General features: G+C 44.7%; 22 protein-coding genes, 1 tRNA gene and 1 pseudogene. 18 read left to right on the forward strand and 6 right to left on the reverse strand.

Going from position 1 to position 18,725, the window contains the following annotated elements; translation table 11 throughout:
• The first annotated feature begins 7 nt into the window (after window positions 1-7).
• The 11 genes from AC4PHB_RS10030 to AC4PHB_RS10080 all read left to right on the forward strand — a co-directional run bounded on the left by AC4PHB_RS10030 (window position 8) and on the right by AC4PHB_RS10080 (window position 9,502).
• Window positions 8-943: a DUF6017 domain-containing protein gene (locus AC4PHB_RS10030; RefSeq protein ID WP_492136294.1), complete on the forward strand. Its 936-nt coding sequence runs from the start codon at window positions 8-10 to the stop codon at window positions 941-943.
• Window positions 944-1,066: 123 nt separating this feature from the next.
• Window positions 1,067-1,420 (forward strand): DUF7768 domain-containing protein, encoded by a 354-nt coding sequence (locus tag AC4PHB_RS10035; RefSeq protein ID WP_492136295.1) that lies wholly within the window; start codon window positions 1,067-1,069, stop codon window positions 1,418-1,420.
• A gap of 143 nt (window positions 1,421-1,563) precedes the next feature.
• Complete coding sequence (locus AC4PHB_RS10040) at window positions 1,564-2,334, forward strand: type IV toxin-antitoxin system AbiEi family antitoxin domain-containing protein (protein WP_492136296.1); 771 nt, start codon at window positions 1,564-1,566, stop codon at window positions 2,332-2,334.
• The gene (locus AC4PHB_RS10045) at window positions 2,327-3,274 is read left to right on the forward strand and encodes a nucleotidyl transferase AbiEii/AbiGii toxin family protein (protein WP_492136297.1); all 948 of its coding nucleotides are present in this window, start codon (window positions 2,327-2,329) and stop codon (window positions 3,272-3,274) included. The genes AC4PHB_RS10040 and AC4PHB_RS10045 overlap by 8 nt, the downstream gene beginning before the upstream one ends.
• Before the next feature lie 292 nt (window positions 3,275-3,566).
• Window positions 3,567-4,193: a hypothetical protein gene (locus AC4PHB_RS10050; protein WP_492136298.1), complete on the forward strand. Its 627-nt coding sequence runs from the start codon at window positions 3,567-3,569 to the stop codon at window positions 4,191-4,193.
• Between the two features lie 175 nt (window positions 4,194-4,368).
• Window positions 4,369-4,860, forward strand: coding sequence for an RNA polymerase sigma factor (locus tag AC4PHB_RS10055; protein WP_492136299.1), 492 nt, complete (start codon window positions 4,369-4,371; stop codon window positions 4,858-4,860).
• A complete protein-coding gene (locus tag AC4PHB_RS10060; RefSeq protein ID WP_492136300.1) occupies window positions 4,844-5,155 on the forward strand; it encodes a hypothetical protein in 312 nt (103 codons plus the stop codon). The genes AC4PHB_RS10055 and AC4PHB_RS10060 overlap by 17 nt, the downstream gene beginning before the upstream one ends.
• 21 nt (window positions 5,156-5,176) lie before the next feature.
• Window positions 5,177-6,469: a DUF4825 domain-containing protein gene (locus AC4PHB_RS10065; RefSeq protein ID WP_492136301.1), complete on the forward strand. Its 1,293-nt coding sequence runs from the start codon at window positions 5,177-5,179 to the stop codon at window positions 6,467-6,469.
• Between the two features lie 282 nt (window positions 6,470-6,751).
• Window positions 6,752-7,156 carry a DUF3846 domain-containing protein gene (locus tag AC4PHB_RS10070; protein ID WP_492136302.1) on the forward strand — a complete coding sequence of 135 codons (405 nt, stop codon included), beginning with the start codon at window positions 6,752-6,754 and terminating at the stop codon, window positions 7,154-7,156.
• A gap of 94 nt (window positions 7,157-7,250) precedes the next feature.
• Window positions 7,251-7,730: a PcfB family protein gene (locus AC4PHB_RS10075; RefSeq protein WP_492136303.1), complete on the forward strand. Its 480-nt coding sequence runs from the start codon at window positions 7,251-7,253 to the stop codon at window positions 7,728-7,730.
• Complete coding sequence (locus AC4PHB_RS10080; RefSeq protein WP_492136304.1) at window positions 7,727-9,502, forward strand: VirD4-like conjugal transfer protein, CD1115 family; 1,776 nt, start codon at window positions 7,727-7,729, stop codon at window positions 9,500-9,502. The genes AC4PHB_RS10075 and AC4PHB_RS10080 overlap by 4 nt, the downstream gene beginning before the upstream one ends.
• 95 nt (window positions 9,503-9,597) lie before the next feature.
• On the opposite strand, the gene AC4PHB_RS10085 is transcribed toward AC4PHB_RS10080, so the two are convergent.
• Window positions 9,598-10,107, reverse strand: coding sequence for a helix-turn-helix domain-containing protein (locus tag AC4PHB_RS10085; RefSeq protein WP_492136305.1), 510 nt, complete (start codon window positions 10,105-10,107; stop codon window positions 9,598-9,600).
• A 104-nt stretch (window positions 10,108-10,211) separates the two neighbouring features.
• On the opposite strand from AC4PHB_RS10085, the pseudogene AC4PHB_RS10090 reads away from it, so the two are divergent.
• The 3 genes and pseudogenes from AC4PHB_RS10090 to AC4PHB_RS10100 all read left to right on the forward strand — a co-directional run.
• Window positions 10,212-10,898, forward strand: a pseudogene (locus AC4PHB_RS10090) (type IV secretory system conjugative DNA transfer family protein); the annotation flags it as partial.
• Between the two features lie 44 nt (window positions 10,899-10,942).
• A complete protein-coding gene (locus tag AC4PHB_RS10095) occupies window positions 10,943-11,158 on the forward strand; it encodes a Maff2 family mobile element protein (protein ID WP_084234496.1) in 216 nt (71 codons plus the stop codon).
• Between the two features lie 142 nt (window positions 11,159-11,300).
• Window positions 11,301-12,026: a VirB6/TrbL-like conjugal transfer protein, CD1112 family gene (locus tag AC4PHB_RS10100; RefSeq protein ID WP_492137767.1), complete on the forward strand. Its 726-nt coding sequence runs from the start codon at window positions 11,301-11,303 to the stop codon at window positions 12,024-12,026.
• Between the two features lie 121 nt (window positions 12,027-12,147).
• Here AC4PHB_RS10100 and AC4PHB_RS10105 read toward each other — a convergent pair whose 3' ends face one another.
• A complete protein-coding gene (locus tag AC4PHB_RS10105; RefSeq protein ID WP_492136306.1) occupies window positions 12,148-12,459 on the reverse strand; it encodes a hypothetical protein in 312 nt (103 codons plus the stop codon).
• Window positions 12,460-12,650: 191 nt separating this feature from the next.
• Here AC4PHB_RS10105 and AC4PHB_RS10110 point away from each other — a divergent pair, with 191 nt between their 5' ends.
• The 4 genes from AC4PHB_RS10110 (at window position 12,651) to AC4PHB_RS10125 (ending at window position 14,867) form a co-directional block, all read left to right on the forward strand.
• Window positions 12,651-12,938, forward strand: a complete 288-nt coding sequence (locus AC4PHB_RS10110; protein ID WP_492136307.1) for a PrgI family protein — start codon at window positions 12,651-12,653, stop codon at window positions 12,936-12,938.
• Window positions 12,939-12,947: 9 nt separating this feature from the next.
• Window positions 12,948-13,199, forward strand: coding sequence for a hypothetical protein (locus AC4PHB_RS10115; RefSeq protein WP_492136308.1), 252 nt, complete (start codon window positions 12,948-12,950; stop codon window positions 13,197-13,199).
• Window positions 13,200-13,348: 149 nt separating this feature from the next.
• Window positions 13,349-13,579 carry a helix-turn-helix domain-containing protein gene (locus tag AC4PHB_RS10120; protein WP_492136309.1) on the forward strand — a complete coding sequence of 77 codons (231 nt, stop codon included), beginning with the start codon at window positions 13,349-13,351 and terminating at the stop codon, window positions 13,577-13,579.
• A gap of 94 nt (window positions 13,580-13,673) precedes the next feature.
• The gene (locus AC4PHB_RS10125; protein ID WP_492136310.1) at window positions 13,674-14,867 is read left to right on the forward strand and encodes a tyrosine-type recombinase/integrase; all 1,194 of its coding nucleotides are present in this window, start codon (window positions 13,674-13,676) and stop codon (window positions 14,865-14,867) included.
• Window positions 14,868-14,952: 85 nt separating this feature from the next.
• On the opposite strand, the gene AC4PHB_RS10130 is transcribed toward AC4PHB_RS10125, so the two are convergent.
• The 4 genes from AC4PHB_RS10130 to ltaE all read right to left on the reverse strand — a co-directional run bounded on the left by AC4PHB_RS10130 (window position 14,953) and on the right by ltaE (window position 18,707).
• Window positions 14,953-15,043: transfer RNA gene (locus AC4PHB_RS10130), tRNA-Ser, on the reverse strand.
• Between the two features lie 58 nt (window positions 15,044-15,101).
• A complete protein-coding gene (locus AC4PHB_RS10135; protein ID WP_492136311.1) occupies window positions 15,102-15,563 on the reverse strand; it encodes a pyridoxamine 5'-phosphate oxidase family protein in 462 nt (153 codons plus the stop codon).
• A gap of 95 nt (window positions 15,564-15,658) precedes the next feature.
• Window positions 15,659-17,665 carry a molybdopterin-containing oxidoreductase family protein gene (locus AC4PHB_RS10140; protein ID WP_492136312.1) on the reverse strand — a complete coding sequence of 669 codons (2,007 nt, stop codon included), beginning with the start codon at window positions 17,663-17,665 and terminating at the stop codon, window positions 15,659-15,661.
• A 10-nt stretch (window positions 17,666-17,675) separates the two neighbouring features.
• Entirely contained in the window at window positions 17,676-18,707 is a 1,032-nt protein-coding gene (gene ltaE, locus AC4PHB_RS10145; protein ID WP_492136313.1) for a low-specificity L-threonine aldolase, read from the reverse strand.
• Window positions 18,708-18,725 lie beyond the last annotated feature (18 nt).

The following is an 18,725-nucleotide window of genomic DNA, read 5'->3' on the forward strand; positions in this document are numbered from 1 at the left end:
GATGCAGATGGCTGTATTTCGAGTTGAGAAAACGAGGGATTACACCGTTATGGCGAATCATCATCTGAAGAATAAGGATCTGTCGCTGAAGTCCAAAGGGCTTCTATCTCAGATGCTCTCACTCCCGGAAGACTGGGACAACACCCTCAAGGGACTTTCCATGATCAACCGGGAGAGTATCGATGCCATCCGGGAAGCAGTCCGTGAACTGGAACGGGCAGGATACATCGTCCGAACCAGAGAGAGAAATGAGTTTGGTCACCTTAAGGGTACAGACTACACGATTTATGAAAAGCCTCACCTGGCGACAAATTCTACAGAAAGCATAGAGCCTATATCGGAGAAGCCAGTATTGGAAAGACCAATGTTGGAAAATCCAATCTTGGATAATCCAGTGTTGGAGAAACCTACGTTGGGAAATCCAACGCAATTAAATACTAAGAAAACAAATAAAGATCCATTAATGACTAAGGGATTAAGTAAACATCCATCAATCCCTGATCCATCAAGAGAAGCCACGATCGAGAAGGATGAGATTGGATTGGATGTTCATTCCATCAAGGAGTCCATCCAAGAGAAAATCGAATACAAGTTTATTGTTCAGCGTTATGACAAAGATCGTCTGGATGAAATCGTGGACCTGATGTTGGAGACCCTCTGTTCCAAACGAAAATACATCACCGTTGCCGGGGATGATTACCCTGCATCATTGGTCAAGGAACGGCTGCAGCGCATCGACAGCACCCACATCGAATATGTCTTTGAATGCCTGGATAAAAACACCACCTTCATCCGGAATATCAAGAAATATCTGCTGACAACGTTATTCAATGCCCCATCCACCATCGATAGCTATTACACAGCGCTGGTGAAACATGATCTTTACGGAGCAGGTTCCCACTTTTACGAGGATCTAGGGAGCCTTATTAAGCCCGGCAAATAAGATGGGGTTTATTTTAATGCAAGTTTCGCAAATCAAATTAGCACGATAATCAAATTTCAAAGTTTCATCCGGTCAAAAGAAACTGATTCAAAAGTTCATCTTTTCTGAAAGGAGTTACTCAAAATGAAGAGACCTCTCGCATATATCTCAGCTTCCTGGGGCGTTGATCCAACTGAGAATACAGAGATTGCAACCAAATACAGCCGGAAGGTTTTCGACGCTGGCTACAATCCCATCTGTCCCATCCTGATGCTTTCAACCTTCATTGATGACGGCATCCCCCAGGAGCATAAGGACAGACAGGACATCGAGCTCGATTACCTCAGACGCTCCAACGTCCTCGTAGTCTGTGGCTCTCGGATCGACGAAGTCGTGAAAAACGACATTGCCATCGCTGAACGCTATCGAATCCCAGCAACCACCTTAAGCGGTATCCTGACCGTTAAAAGCCACGGTCAGAAAAACCCTACAAGATAATAGAAAAATCCATTCCTGATTTTGCGCTTAACATTGGGAAAAAGGAATGTTTCGTGCATATTTAAAAATGGCCGTTTCTGAAATTGCACAAAACATTGGAAAAAAGGAATGTTTTGTGCAATAATAGAAACGGAGGTGTTGTGATGAAATATTTAGACAAGCTAATTGAGTTGGGTTGTTTTTCACGACAAGATGTTGTTGACCTAATTGGAACCGAAAAAGCAGCACACTCAATACTAAATGATTATGTCAAAAACGGATATATTGATCGAATTCGAAGAGATCTATATACAGCAATCAGTCTTGAAACGAAGCAGCCTGTCGCAAACCGGTATTTAATAGCAACTCATATTGCTGAGGATGCTTATATTTCGCATCACAGTGCATTTGAATACTATGGTTATGCTAATCAAGTTTTTCATGAGGTCTTTGTATCGACAACCAGCAGATTCACTGACTTTTCTTTTGATGGCATTACCTTTACCAAGGTTTCTCCGAAAATTGATTCTGGAGTGATTACAACCAATTCAGGAATCAGAGTCACAGATCTTGAAAGGACTGTCATCGATAGTATCTATTCTTTTGAGAAAATTGGTGGTTTGGAAGAACTACTCCGCTGTCTGTTGCTGGTCCCTGCACTACGAGCTGATAAGTTGATAACCTATCTTGATGAATACGGGCAGGCGAATTTATATCAAAAATCCGGCTTCCTACTCACGGAATTTTCGGAACAGTTAGGTCTTTCAAACTCATTTTTTGATTACTGCAGAAGCAAAATCCCTAAATCAAAAAGTTATCTGTATTCAGAAAAAGATGCCCTTTCCAAGCACTTTGTTCTACATGAAGATTGGATGATTTTTGCCCCTGAGAATATTAAATCAATCCTCAGTAAGGGGGTTGATCTCAATGCCTGAGTGGAACAAGTTATTGTTGGGGAAACAAGCTAAGGAACTTGGTTTTGTGCGAGATACATATGAGAAAGTTTGCAGATTGACTGATATACTGAAGTTTTTCGAAAATGACGCTTTGCTAGGGAACTCTTTGGCTCTAAAGGGCGGAACGGCCATCAACCTGACAATTTTCAATTTGCCAAGGTTGTCTGTTGATATTGATCTGGATTTTTCAAAAAACGTCACTCGGGATGAAATGATGGCGACAAGATCAATCATCAATGACCGAATCGAAAAATTTATGAAAGCTAACGGCTATTTGTTAAGTCCCAAATCGAAGCAATACCATGCTCTTGATTCTTTTGTTTATGAATACTCAAATTCAGGAGGCATGAAGGATAACATTAAGGTTGAAATCAACTATATGCTTCGCTGTCATGTTCTTGAAACTGAACAAAGACATTTTGAATCTTCCTGGGAACCAATTGGAGTTTCTGTTCTTAGTGTGGCCCCCATCGAAATATTTGCAAGTAAAATCGTTGCTTTGATCAATCGAACGGCACCACGAGATCTTTATGACATTTATAACCTGGTGAAATTTGGGTTGATTGATGAATCAGAGGAGCCCCTGCTCAGGAAGTGTGTTGTTTTTTACAGCGCGATAGGCGCGGAATCTCCGCCTTTTGAGTTCCAATTTAACACGATCGATCAAGTCACTCAGAATCGTATCAAGACAGACCTTTATCCTGTATTACGAAACAAAGAGAAATTTGATCTTAAGACTGCTCAGATGCAAGTCAAGGCCTGGCTTGAATCGCTTCTAAAGCTTGAGGAAAACGAACAGGAATTCCTGGATGCCTTTAGGAATAAGACATATCAGCCGGAGCTGCTTTTTGAATCAACCGAAATCGTAGAACGTATTCGAAACCACCCTATGGCACTCTGGAAGTGCGCACAAAAATAAATACTGACTCAGGAATTCAAATATTGAAGCATCTTCATTCGAAGTTGCTGTGAAGAATGACATTGCCATCGCATCCCGGCAACCACCCTAAGCGGCATTCTTACCGTTAAGAGACACGGTCAAAATGCCGCAAAATAGCTCTGCGTTTAGTCTTTGTGACATCTCCAGCTTGCCTGTCATGAGTCTATTTGTAACTATATTAACCTATACCTTAATGGGTGTAATATAATACTTATAAATACGGAAGAATATGTTGCTATTAGAAAAATAATTTAGAAAGGAGAACTGAAAAATGAAAAAGAGAACGAAGCGACTTGTTGGTGTTATAGGATTTCTTCTCCTTACTGCACTTGCCTTCGTGTTCTATTTCTATATGACTTTTTCAGGTAACATCATTGAGCGATTCAGCCAGCAAAGAGCAATCATTAAGGCATATGAAACAAGTTATGATGAAGATTTTAAGATTGTAAGTTCAAGCTACGACTATAAGCGCAAGGAATTTTCATTCAGGATATCTTCGCAGAGTCAGCCTGAAATAATATTCACTTCGACTCTGGATGAAGCGGACCGTATCGATCGATATGCGGCTGCCCGCTGTACAGATTATCTTCGTAAAGTCATATCTGAAGCATTTGGTAAAGACTTTGATGATCTGCAATACAGAGTCAATATCTTTGAGGAGTACAATTCACCGGGACTTCTCGAGCGTGACGTGACCACTCGCCTAAGCCAGAACCAATATGTTGTTGATTTATCCTGGGATCCACCCGTCCTTGATACTTTGCAGGTTGATACCATTTTTAATGATATGACGCAACGGATCTCAGCGCGTCTGGATACATCCATTGGCGGGCTGAAGATCCGCGCTGGAGTGTATGACGGAAAAGATTACTATATCACTGAGGTTGATCTAAGGTAATCATTAATGAGTAAGAAGGAAGGGCTAATGCATCTTAAGGAACTGCCGCAAAGAGGCCGGCAGTTCTTTTTTATCCTGATATCCATCTTCTGAACAAAAAATATAAACAAAAAATCAAAAATGAATGAACCGTTTGGTGTCGGCATTCGTATATGTTAGTAAGGGAGGTGGTAAAGTGCTCGATGATTACATAGAAAAACATGGAAGGCGCCTTTATGGTCTATGTCGGACACTGTGCCAAAACCCTGATGATGCCGATGATTTGTACCAGGAGACCTGGCTGAAGGCCCATCAAAAATTTGACCACTACAACCCTGAGTATGAATTTGAAGGTTGGCTGACACGGATATGCGTTAACACCTACAAGGATCAGTTGCGAAAGAAAAAACTCAGCCTGATCTTCGACCTATTTGACTCTCAGGAGGCGAAGGACGCAGTACTTGAAAAAGCTGCCACGGAAGAAAAAGAGGACTTTAGTGACCTTCATGCTGCGGTGAAAAGACTTCCTGAAAAACTTCGACTGACAGTAGTCTTGTACTATTTCAGAGAGCTCGACATCGGTGAAACCGCAGCGATTTTAAATATTCCCCCAGGTACCGTCAAGTCCAGATTGAGTAAGTCCAGACTGCTGTTGAAGGAGATGATCAACGATGAAATTGAGCTATGATTTTGAACAATACGAACCACCAAGACTCACTGAACAGATGCTCAATGCTGTTTTTCAAAAACGCCGTGAAGTTCGGCGCATGTTCCTTTTTGCCGCGGCGTCCAATCTATTTCTGATCAGCCTTGCTCTTCTGGCGCTTGCGCTGGCCCCATACTCCATGCTAGCCAGTGTTATCTGTCTCGTATTCCTGGGAATTTACCTGTCGGCAAGTGGAATATTGACTGTCCTGCTTACCAAAAAACTCATTGACCGTTACGGCAAAGCCTCTGCCGTACCCTTTGCACTCAATGCCTAAATCAGAAAGGAAGATGGATAAATGTATGCAGCATCTTTTTACCTAATTTTTGTCGTAGCACTGTTTCTCGTGCTCCCCATCCTCATCGGAGTCTATGTATATCGGGATGCTAACAGCCGTGGGATGAATGCAGCTCTTTGGACTTTGATTGCGGCTCTGGCCCCATCAGGTATTGGCTTAATCATCTACCTGGTGGTTAGATCAGATTATAATAGTTTTGAATGTCCCAATTGTAAGGCCCCAATCCTTGAAGAATACTCCTCTTGCCCTAAATGCGGAACGAGCTTAAAGGCTAAGTGTACTAATTGCGGTAAAGCGATTGCTTCCGGTTGGCAAAACTGTGCTCATTGCGGAGAACCCGTTCCTGCAGATGCAATGATCCCTACCCTCCCAAAGCGTAAAGACAATGGGCTGGGCAAGATATTGGTGGCCGTCATTCTTATTCCCGTTCTAATCATATCCACTCTTGTTTTCGGGCTTGCCAGCTTCCGCAGCGGCCATCCGACCAGCGTTGGTTCAGTGGATGGCATGCGTATTGAGGACTTTGCAGAAAACAAGGTCGTATCGGATTGGCTCAAAAGTTGCGATGCATCCGGCACAGGAATTTATGTTCTGGAGTACCAGTATCCAAAAGATAAATCAAGTAATCTGAATCGATCGAACTATATCGTCTATCGAACTGGGCTTTCTAAGGATGTCAGCGTGGCAGCTGTTGGTTTCCAAAATTTCTTTAAGGAATCATTGCGAGTTGAATACAACGATTCTGAAATAACTGGATCAACAGATTATCATATTTACCAGGTGGACTATTCTACCACAGCAAAGGTTCAACTTGAGGTTCTAGTGAATGGCCAGAAAGCGGATTATAAGTTAACAACATCCACAGATCCACTGCTGTTTATCGATCCAGTACCGTGGCGAAACGGCGCAGCCAATTTATATAAGCTTCGCCTGGATTATCTGGGTGATAACTCAGGAGTTAGTCGACTGGTCAAAGAAACTGGGCTTGAATTCGCAGGGGACTATACCCTCGAGCTGAAAACTTCGGAAAAACCTTATGGTTTAAGAGTTATTTATACTGACGCGATCATGGATTTTGAAACGAATATCTACTCACCTTACGCCACAGAGCTACTTGGCTTAATCAAGAATCTGGACTATGTTGAAATCACCGATGGTGAAAGTACATTTCGGCTGACAGCAGATGAAGCTTCTCAAACTCTGGGTCATGATGTGAAGGACTTTGGAACAGATCCATCCAAGCTTGAAGCGTATCTTAAGTCAATCTACGGTGATAACCAGTTCGACCAGTAGGTCAAATGACAACAGCTAAGCTTCAATTAATTATCCACCATGAAAGCAGATTTTGGTTTTCAACCTTGATTATTATTAGTGAATAAAGCTATCAGAAATATGACTTCTATTCCAAACCACCTGAAAAGGTGGTTTTTTCATTAAGTGGCATCCTGACCGTTAAACGCGACGGTCAGAAAAACCCTACCAGACAACAGAAAAATCCATTCCTACTTTTGCGCGTAACATAGGAAAAAAGGAATATTTTGTGCAATTTCAAAAACAGAAAAGGAGAAGAAATCTATGGACGTATTGATTGTTGAACCTGAAAAAGCACCCCGTATGGCCAGTATCACCGGTGACCTAAACTCCCTGCAGCAGGTTGTCGGCGGTTACATCGAAGCCGTCTATCCCTATGATGACCCAGTTGCTATTGTCTGTCATGAAGAAGGCAAGCTCATCGGCCTCCCTCTTAACCGAAAGCTTGAGGACTACAACATCATCGCCGGAACCTTTATCGTCTGCGGGCTGGGTGAAGAGGATTTTGATTCCCTAACGCCTGAGCTGGCCGAGAAGTACCGAGAGAAATTTGCTGATCCTGAGATCTTCATGAAGATGGGCAGCCGCATCGTTGCCATACCTATCAAACCCAAGGACGAACTGCATGTGGGCAAACCGAAACAGAAGTCCACGGAACCCGAGCTTTAAAAACTTTCAGAGCTTTACGAGTTTACTTATTCCATGTGCAAGATACGTATTTTTGTAAATTGAATTCACCAAACCATGAAAGGAGGAATTTTTCATGCAGGAAGAAGTCGAAAACAGGACCGTTGCCCTGGCAGTCAGTGCCACCCGAATGACCGGTCGTGTACTGAAGGCCGCACTCATCAAGCTATTGGCTGAAATGAAGAAGAGCCGGGACAGTCCGCCGCAGATCCCCCATGGCAAGCAGACCGTGAAGGAGCTTATCGGTCAGAATGCCGGAGTCTCAAACATTGAGATAACGGATAAAAACATCAAATCCTTTGAACAGGTTGCCAGAAAGTATGGCGTAGACTATGCCCTCAAGAAAGACACCACCGGAGAGAAGCCCAAATATCTGGTCTTCTTCAAAGCCCGGGATGCTGATGCCCTCACTGCTGCCTTCACAGAATACACGGCGAAGGTCATCAAGAAGGACAAGCAGCCTTCCATCCTGGAGCAGCTTGCCAAATTCAAGCTCCTGGTTCAGTCCAAGGTCATGGACCGGGTGAAAAACAAAGACAAGGAGCTGACGCGATGACAGGAAAAATCAAGCGGATGCTCCTTTTAAACCTCCCCTATGTTCTAATAACGCTAGGTGCGACCAAGATTGGTGAAGCCTGGCGCTTTTCTTACGGATTAGATCTTTCTCAGAAGATATTGCATCTCTTGGACGGCTTTGCTTTAGCTATCCAGTCCCCCTGGCCGAGCCTGCTTCCGCAGGATTTAATCCTGGGCATTGTGATCGCTGTCGGTATCAAGCTGGCAGTCTATGTGAAAGGCAGGAACGCCAAGAAGTACCGTAAAAACATCGAATACGGTTCAGCCCGCTGGGGCAGACCCGAGGACATCAAACCCTTTATCGATCCAACCTTTCGCAACAACGTCATCCTCACGGAGACGGAGCGCCTGACCATGAACAATCGGCCCAATGACCCTCGGTTGGCACGTAATAAAAACGTCATGGTGGTGGGTGGTTCCGGATCTGGCAAGACGCGGTTTTGGCTCAAACCAAATCTCATGCAGTGTCATTCCAGCTATGTGATCACCGATCCCAAGGGCAGCGTCGTGGTGGAATGCGGACAGCTTCTCCTACGGGAAGGCTACAAGATCAAGATCCTCAATACCATCAACTTCAGCAAATCCATGCACTACAACCCCTTTGCCTACATCAAGAGCGAAAAGGACATCCTCAAGCTGGTGACGGCCCTCATCGCCAACACCAAAGGTGAAGGCAAAGCCGGAGATGATTTCTGGGTCAAGGCGGAGACCCTGCTCTATACCGCGCTCATGGGCTATATCCATTATGAAGCACCGGAAAGCGAGCGAAACTTTTCGACCCTCATCGAGCTCATCAATGCCTCAGAAGTCCGCGAGGACGACGAGGCCTTTCAGAACCCGGTGGATTTGATGTTCGCCGCTCTGGAGGAACGTGACTCTGAGCATTTTGCAGTCCGGCAGTACAAGAAATATAAGCTGGCTGCCGGAAAAACCGCCAAATCCATCCTCATCAGCTGCGGTGCCCGTCTTGCACCTTTTGACATCAAGGAGCTCAGAGACCTGACGGCCTATGACGAAATGGAACTGGATGCCCTGGGTGATCGGAAGACGGCGCTGTTTATCATCATCAGCGATACCGATGACACCTTCAACTTCCTGGTCTCCATGGCTTACACGCAGCTTTTCAATCTGCTATGCGACAAGGCAGATGACGTCTATGGCGGACGTCTGCCTGTGCATGTGCGCTGCCTTATTGATGAGGCGGCGAATATCGGTCAAATTCCCAAGCTGGAAAAGCTGGTAGCCACCATCCGAAGCCGGGAGATCTCGACCTGTCTGGTGCTGCAGGCCCAATCCCAGCTGAAGGCTCTCTATAAGGATCACTGCGACACCATCATCGGCAATATGGACAGCACGATCTTTCTGGGCGGCAAGGAGCGCACCACATTAAAGGAGCTTTCAGAAACCCTTGGGAAGGAGACCATCGACACTTTCAACACCGGGGAAAGCCGAGGCCGTGAGGTTTCCCACAGTCTGAACTACCAGAAACTCGGAAAGGAGCTGATGAGCATCGACGAACTGGCCGTGCTGGACGGCGGCAAGTGTATTTTGCAGCTGCGCGGGGTACGGCCTTTTCTCTCAAACAAGTATGACATAACGAAGCACCCGAATTACAAGTACCTCTCGGATGCGGACCCGCGTAATGCCTTCAGCATCGAGAAGTACTTGTCTACCCGTCTCAAAGCAAAACCGGATGAGATCTATGATGTCTATCACGTGGATCTGTACAATGAGCCTGAAGCCGCCAAATAAGCGGCCTTTTTCATCTCAAAACTTAAAATAAAGATCAGATTTCCTTCAGTGCTCCTATAAATTGAAATTTCAGAGTCTGAGCTTCCCGTTATTCTTTATCCCTTCTTGCGTAAAAATAATAGTCCAACGATTGCTCCTGTAAGAATAATTGGTGCTAATCTGACAAATAGCCATTCAAACACATGAAAAGCAACTCCTATAACGGCATTTTCAGGATTACTATAATCCCAGCCTAAGTAAGGGCTATCTAATACTATTAACCCTGCAAAAGTTATGGTTATAAACACACAAATTGATATAAGTACCCACTGAAAGATTCTTTGTCGCATTATCTTCCTTTGCACAAGTTGCAAGTTAATAATCTCTAGTTTTTCGGAAATTGCTTTTAAGTCATCAACTTTCGCCTCGACAACAGTTTCACCAAGCAATGTACTTACGGGTACTTCCAACACATCCGATATCGAGATTAGTATATCGGCATCAGGAACCGACAATCCATTCTCCCATTTAGAGATGGTTTGTCGCACCACATTCAGCTTAATAGCAAATTCTTCTTGCGAAAGTCCTTTTGATTTTCTGATTGCTTTAATGTTCTCATTTAACATCAGAGATAGCCTCCTTCTTATTAATTACCACTATCGTAAGATAAGCTACTCGTTGCGGCAAGCAACGTATGTTAACATCCAGATTTATCGAATATTAACATAATATCAGCGACACGGACGACACCTTCAACTTCCTGGTTTCCATGGCTTATACGCAGCTCTTCAATCTGCTATGCGACAAGGCAGATGACGTCTATGGCGGACGTCTGCCTGTGCATGTGCGCTGTCTCATTGATGAGGCGGCGAATATAGGTCAAATTCCCAAGCTGGAAAAGCTGGTAGCCACCATCCGAAGCCGGGAGATCTCGGCCTGTCTGGTGCTGCAGGCTCAGTCCCAGCTGAAGGCTCTCTATAAGGATCACTGCGACACCATCATCGGCAATATGGACAGCACAATCTTTCTGGGCGGCAAGGAGCGCACCACATTAAAAGAGCTTTCAGAAACCCTTGGGAAAGAAACCATTGACACCTTCAACACCGGGGAAAGCCGAGGCCGTGAGGTTTCCCACAGTCTGAACTACCAGAAACTCGGAAAGGAGCTGATGAGCATCGATGAACTGGCCGTGCTGGACGGCGGCAAGTGTATTTTGCAGCTGCGCGGGGTACGGCCTTTTCTCTCAAACAAGTATGACATCACCAAACACCCCAACTACAAGTACCTCTCCGATGCGGACCCGCGAAACGCCTTCAACATCGAAAAGTACCTGTCCACCCGTCTTAAGCCCAAGCCGGATGAAATCTATGAGGTCTATCACATGGATCTGTCCGCCGAACCCGAAGCCGCCGAATGAGCGGCTTTTTTCATCTCAAAATTTAAATTAATGGAGGTCAATCAATGGAATTCTTTAACAGTGCAGTAGATGTACTTCAAACCCTCGTCGTCGCTCTCGGTGCGGGCCTTGCCATCTGGGGCGTCATCAACCTTCTCGAAGGCTACGGCAACGATAACCCCGGTGCCAAATCCCAGGGCATGAAGCAGCTCATGGCAGGCGGCGGTGTCGCCCTCATCGGTATCGTACTGGTGCCGCTGCTTTCCGGTCTGTTCGGTTAATCGGGTAGAAAGCGATGGAAAGCATACTCGACAAAATCACCGAATGGCTGAAGACGATGCTTGTAGAAGGCATCATCACAAATTTGTCGGGGATGTTTGATAACGTCAACCAGCAGGTTGGCGAAATCGCAGGTCAAGTGGGATTGACGCCGGCGTCTTTTCCATGATCCGCAGCCTCTCCGAAAGCGTCATCATCCCCATCGCGGGCGTGATCCTTGCCTTTGTGATGACCTACGAGCTCATCCAAATGGTCATCGACCGGAATAATCTTCATGACATCGATACCTGGATCTTTTTCAAATGGATCTTTAAAACCTTTGTGGCCGTTCTTCTGGTCACCCATACCTTTGATATCGTCATGGGCATCTTCGATATGGCACAGTCGGTGGTCAACAGCGCTTCCGGCGTCATCTCAGCAGACGCCTCGGTGGATCTGGCCACCACAGTGGCAGACCTTCAGACGCGGCTGACCGCCATGGAACTGGGTCCGCTCTTTGGACTCTGGTTTCAGAGCCTGTTCATTGGCTTTACCATGCAAGCCCTGAGTATCTGCATCTTTCTGGTCATCTATGGCCGCATGATCGAGATCTATCTGGTCACGTCAGTGGGGGCCATCCCCATGGCCACCATGGTCAACCGGGAATGGGGCGGTATGGGACAGAACTATCTTCGCTCCCTTTTGGCCCTGGCCTTTCAGGCTTTTCTCATCATGGTCTGTGTCGGCATCTATGCCGTCCTGGTGCAGAACATTGCCACGGAAACCGACATCATCAAGGCCGTATGGACCACCCTCGGCTATACCGTTTTGCTCTGCTTCACCCTGTTCAAGACCGGAAGTCTTGCCAAGTCCATCTTCAATGCCCATTAAGCGAAAGGAGGGAAGCTGATAATCTTATTTGAAAATGCGCACATGAAAATACGGTCAAGATACTTTGACCGCAATGCTTTTGTAGTTTCATTTGGACGCCTGGCCAAGAATTTTGTGGGATTTACTCATTGAGAACGTAGAAAAATCCTTCCCAGTCCCAAAAGGCATAGATGTACTTGTCCTCTGTATCACCCTTTACTGAATAGAGACGAACGGCTGATTCATTGTACTTTGCCTTGCCTAAATACTTACCCTTATCAGCAATTGTAAAGTCCAGGCCATTGATCTGCCGATATTCAGTTTCTTCGATTGTGAGGATGTTCCACTCTGCGCCAGTAATTTCACCGATGACTCGACTCTCCCGAGAAACGTACAAAGCTGTAACTAGAACTAGGATACCCAAAACAACTATAAGCACAGTCTTTTTTCTCAATGGCACACCTCCCAACCAACTTTATTAAATATCAGGATAAAAATTCTGGAAAAATTCATTGATATCAAATCAATTATATCATTTGCGCATTGCTCATCGTGAGCAGTTTTTCTCGAATCTAAACCACTCGACAGAAGTGTATTCTCACCAAATCCATATTCAATGCCCACTTAGCGAAAGGAGGAAAGCCTGTGGCCTATGTTCCTGTACCGAAGGATCTGACCAAGATCAAAACCAAGGTGATGCTCAATCTCACCAAGCGTCAACTGATTTCATTTGGCAGCGGTGCCATACTGGGCGTCCCGCTGTTTTTTCTTGCTAAACCCCACATGAGTGTCAGCACGGCAGCTCTTTTGATGGTGCTGTCCATGCTGCCTTTTTTCCTGCTGGCCATGTATGAACGAAACGGTCAGCCCATAGGGTTTATAAATGACCTTCAAATCTCATGGCTTATGAGAGGGACTTTTATCTTCTCATAAAATCGATCTTTGATAACTTCATATAGGAGAACCGGATACCTTTGGTGCATGAGCCGGAAGGACAAGCCAGGCAGCAGGTACGCAATGACCTTTGTTTCACGAAGAGAGCGACAAATACCCTTGCTGCAGGTCGATCTTGGCAGATCGGCTGGCCATGACCTTGTGCATCAAATAATGATACTTCCGTATAGTCACAGTCCGAGCGTGATCAAACCGTCGCAGGCAATGAGTACGGCCCGCCATCAGAATGGAGGGATGTGAAAGCCCTATGAGAGCGTAAGCCAGCGCTTGTCCGGTCCATCCAAAGAACCAGAATCAACTAAAGCAGCCGTACCTGGTAATCCCGCCACATGAGCGGAACCATTGATTCAGGTGCGGCTGTTTCTTATTAAATGAAGGGAGGTTTTTTCATGAGCACAACTTTATCCAGCAAGGACGCCTATAGCCTCATGTTAAAAGATTATCCCGACGTCATGAATATCGATCAAATGTGTGAAATCCTTGGTGTCAGCACCAAGACAGGTTATAAGCTCCTGAAAAACGGTGACGTGACCTTTATCAAAATTGGGCGTAACTATCGAATCCCAAAAGCACACATCATATCGTATCTCAGAGTCGGAAATGAACAGCCGTCCATTTGAACCTCCACAACATTGCACGAAGCAACTTGCCTATGATACGTTCTAAGTGTCAACGGCAGGTAATCGGAGCTACAAACAAAGGAGGTTTTTTATAATGGTAGCAGGACACCTGCAAGAAAAAAACGGCTATTTCTATATTGTACTTACTTACAAAGACCATGAAGGAAAGCGCAAGAGCAAATGGATTTCTACGAAGTTGCCCGTAAAAGGAAATAAGAAACGGGCACAGGAAATGCTCCGGGAAACCCGGAAGACCTTCGAACCGGATATACCGGTTTCGATGGAGGACATGCTTTTCGATGAATTTTTGGGGCATTGGCTTGAGATAGCAAAAAATACGATTCAGCTTACTACCTACGCAAGCTATGCAAGCATGTGCAAATCACCTATTGTTCCATATTTCAAAGACAAAAAGATCAAACTTGTTGATCTCAAACCCAAGGATATTCAGGATTTCTATACCCTCCAGTTGAAACGGGTGAAGGCCAGCACTGTGATTCATTATCACACCATTATCCATAGGTCTTTGAAATATATGATGAAGATCGATGTGATTCCCGTTAATCCGGCCAGCAAGATCGAGCGTCCAAGACAGGAACGCTTCGTTGGCAGTTTCTATGACAGAAATGAGGTAAATCAGTTGTTTCAGGTGGCCAAAGGCACTAATTTAGAGATTCCAGTTCTGCTCGGCGCTTTCTATGGCCTGAGAAGAAGTGAAGTGATCGGTCTGAAGTGGAGCGCCATTGACTTCAATAACAATACCCTGATCGTCAAACACACAGTGACCTCATTCACGATTGATGGCAAACACATTATCCACGCATCGGACTCTACGATAAACAAGTCCAGCATGAGGACACTACCATTGGTTCCAGTATTTAAAGAGAAACTTTTAGCGGCCAAAGAGCAGCAGGCAATCAACCAAAAGCTTTGCGGCAGATCCTACAGCAAAGACTACTTGGACTATATTTGTGTCAATGAATTAGGAGCAAGGCTTCGCCCAAGCTATATAACAGATGGTTTTCCGAGACTTTTGATGGAACATGGGCTGAGAAGAATTCGTTTTCATGATCTTCGACACAGCTGTGCAAGTCTCCTATTAGCCAACAATGTTCCAATGAAGCAGATTCAGGATTGGCTCGGACACAGTGATTTCTCCACCACAGCCAATATTTACGCGCATTTGGACTATACCTCAAAGATATCATCAGCTCAGGCTATGGTCGAGGGATTGAATTTCGTCGTAGAAACACCAAAGGAGTTGATCCAAAATAACGACTCGATTTGATGAAAATAATGAAGAAAAACAAGTCTTCTCTGCACACAAAGAAAAAAAACGGCTTCCCTCAAACTGAGGAAAACCGCGGGTTTTCTGGCGGAGAAGGAGGGATTTGAACCCTCGCGCCGCGTTAACGACCTACCGCTTTTCGAGAGCGGACCCTTCAGCCACTTGGGTACTTCTCCAATCTATATTCAATCATTGGTTCTCCATAGTGTTCTAACTACGGAGAACCTGTTATCGTTATTTATAGTATTTCCCTGTACACTCATTTATAGTTATTTCGATTACTGCCGTACCCCTTATCATATTTTCAGGTATATTTTTTCCACTTAGGTGTGGGGTATATTTTTCAACGATTTTATGCAATACTTTTTTCTTATACTCGATATCTGATACAGGTTCAGCAGTTCCTGAAATAATTATACTGTTATACTCTGTATTTACGTCACATGGTTCTTCAATTCCCTCGCTCATCAAGCTAAGCATTTCATCAACTTCAAAGCCCACCTTCGGATTCTGACTTATATTATCTAGTTTCTGCCCCTTAGGTAGTCCATGGAAGTAAATTTTCTCATTGAAATATACAAAATGAACCGGCACTATATAGGGATAGCCTTGAGGATCGATTGAAGCAATTCTTCCGACCTGGCCTTTAGCTAATAGTCTTTCGACCTCTTCTACTGGCATCGTATGGAGTTTCATTCTGTTTTGCACGATACTCACCTCTTATATTCCTTAAGGATATTAGCGAAGATTAAATATGTGTTCTTGAGTTGCCATAATCAGTACAATGGTTATTATACACGGATTTTTTCTACTTTGCAAACAACTTCGTAATAGGCTGCCAAGAGACCCATATCGCATATTACCTCTGGTATAAGCCTGTTTATTCCTCCGCCTCTCTGCAGCCACCAACCCTCATACATTTTGACCCTATCATGTAGCATTTTAGGATCTATGGCAAGCTTAGCTTCCAACTGACCCTTCTCAGTTGATACTCTTACTAGCTCCCCTTTTTCTATCCCAAGCTCATGAGCTCTTAAGTCGTTCATATATACTGTTGGAGTATGATCATCTCCCATCAATATGTACTGTTGGGAGTGGAGGGAGCCTCTAAGGTGCGGCGTTAGAAGGTAGAATGGATATTCACTATTTCTCTTAACTGTTATCTCCCTGTATTCAGCAATGGGATTGAAGCCTTCCTTCTCTGCTGTGCTTGAATAGAACTCAAACTTGCCGCTTGGCGTGTGGAAGCTATTATCGCTCCAAGGTATGTCTAGGATCTCAGGAACCCTTATAGGCGCTTGCTTTAGATCATCTATGCTTACGGCATACCCTTCAAGTAAGGGCTCCAATGCTTCCTCAAACCACTCATGATCCTTCTTTATTGGAAATTCCTTAAGTTCTAATCTTACTGCAAGCTCATTTAATATCTCCAGCTCCGATTTCACACCTCTGGGAGGTTCCACAGCCTTATTGCAGTAATTGATGTAGCTGTGATTTGAAGGAGGCATAACGATGTTGTCCTCTTCGAGAAAATGGTTTACTGGAAGAACAACATCTGACAGCTTGGCTGTGTCTGTAAGGAACATATCTAGGGTGAGCTTAAATTCGACTGACTCAAATGCCTTAACCAACTTCTCTGTGTCCATATTCTGAGTTATTGGATTTGCTCTGGCTGTGTATATGAATCTTATAGGTGGATCATTTAATGTATTTATCTCCTCTGAGAGCCTAGCGATTTTGTATGTCCTTTTGTGAACCGCCAGCAGTGGTGCAGTAAGAGGGGCTTTATTAAAAACATGGTCCGTGACATGGTTATTGTAACTTACTCCGCCGCCCTTTCTCCCAATACTTCCCGTGATTGCACCGAGGGCATCGATCGCCCTGACTGTATCCCCTCCGTTTGAGTACCTTTGTATTCCAAAGCCCAGTATTATTGCCCCAGGCTTATTGTTACCGTAGGCTTTTGCCAGCTTGATTATTTCTTCTTCATCGATACCTGTTATTTGTGATGTTAGGCCAGGGTTAAACCCCTTATATACTTCTCTGAACTCTTCAAAGCCGAGAGTGTTATTCTTGATGTACTCACTATCTAAAAGACCCTCGTTATCGATAATATTAGCAATAGCGAGTGCTAGTGCTCCGTCTGTTCCAGGTCTAGGCATAAGGTGAAGGTCAGCAAGCCTGGTAGTTTCAGTATGGAGCGGATCTATTACAACTAGGTATGCCCCCTTCTCTTTAGCCTTCTTTATCCAAGGCACTATATGTTGACCAGTGGCAACGGGGTTTCTCCCCCAAAGTATTATCATCTTGCTATTAAGGAGATCTGTAGGCTCATGGTGAAGGCATCTGCCAAAGTCAAACCGCTGTGCTTCGTTCCCGGCACCTGCACAGAGGCTGCCGATCGGCATTGTTACTCCCCCGAAGGCATTGAAGAACCTTTGGTCAAGCCTCTTCAGTATCCCTGTATTGCCTGCGCTTGTGATATACATCAGCGCAGTTGTCGGGTAATTCTTCCTTAATGTATCCAGCTTGGAGGCAACAAGATCAAGAGCCTCATCCCATGAAGACTCCACTAGTATGCCATCCTTTTTTATCAGGGGTGTTTTAAGTCTCTCAGGGTGAGTCCTCATTTTTATGTGATTATAACCTTTTTCACACAGTGCAGTTCCTGTAACCGGATTCCTCGGATCTCCCTTTAGACTTATTAGTTCTACATTTTCTACCTCGGCAAGCATGGAGCAGGAATCCCAGCAATCAAGAGTGCATGTAGTTTTTATTGTTTTTCTTCCTTCGTTCATATTGCCTCCGTTAAGCTCTTGAAAAATACTCCTTCATCAAGGTGATGACTTTGTCTATGTCTTCTCTGGATATGTCGTTGTGTGCGACATATCTGAATTCCAATGGCCAGTCATTATTTATCTTTACTCCATTTGCCAGTAGGTAGTCCGTAAGGTCTGCTGCATCGAAGCCTTCCTTTTTGATTTCAAAATATACCATATCTATCTGTACATTTTCAGGTTTAAGACTTATCTCAGGCATTTCCTGTAGGCGTTCCATCATATACTTTGCATTTTCATGATCTATAGAAAGCCTTTTGGTCATTTCCTCTAGTGCAATTATTCCTGCTGCTGCAAGGATACCAGCCTGTCTCATTCCTCCTCCCAGGAGCTTTCTGTGCTTTCTTGCCCTATTTATGAACTCCTTTGAACCTGCAAGCATCGAGCCTACCGGTGCACAGAGTCCCTTTGACAGACAGAACATCACAGAGTCTGTATATCCAGCTATCTCAGATGCAGGTACGTCCAATGCTGTTGCAGCATTGAACAACCTAGCCCCATCTGTATGCACCGGCAGGCCATTTGCCTTCGCAGCCTCATAGGCTTCCTTCATTATGTCTAGAGGTACGACTGTCCCGTTAGCCAGAGCATTTTCTAAGCACACAAGTCCGGTTTTCGGATGATGTATATCGTCTGTTCTGATTTTTTTTATTACATCCTTCGCATAGATCCTGTCGTCTGGATTATCAACTATTGCATAGCTTACTCCTGAAAGTCTGGCCGCTGCACCTACCTCGTGGACTACTATATGTGAGTTAGCTCCTACAATTATCTCATCTCCGTAGGAGGTATGGCTCATGATTGCAATTTGATTTCCCATTGTTCCTGAGGGTACGAATAGAGCAGCTTCCTTACCTACCATATTCGCCGCAAGCTCCTCCAGTTTTTTAATCGTGGGGTCATCCTCGTACACGTCGTCTCCAACAGGAGCTGCTGCCATTGCTTTTCTCATTTCATCTGTCGGCATGGTTACTGTGTCGCTTCTTAGGTCGATGTATCTCATATGTATCCCTCCATTTAT

The sequence above is a fragment of the Gudongella sp. QWL-04 genome (assembly GCF_058683975.1).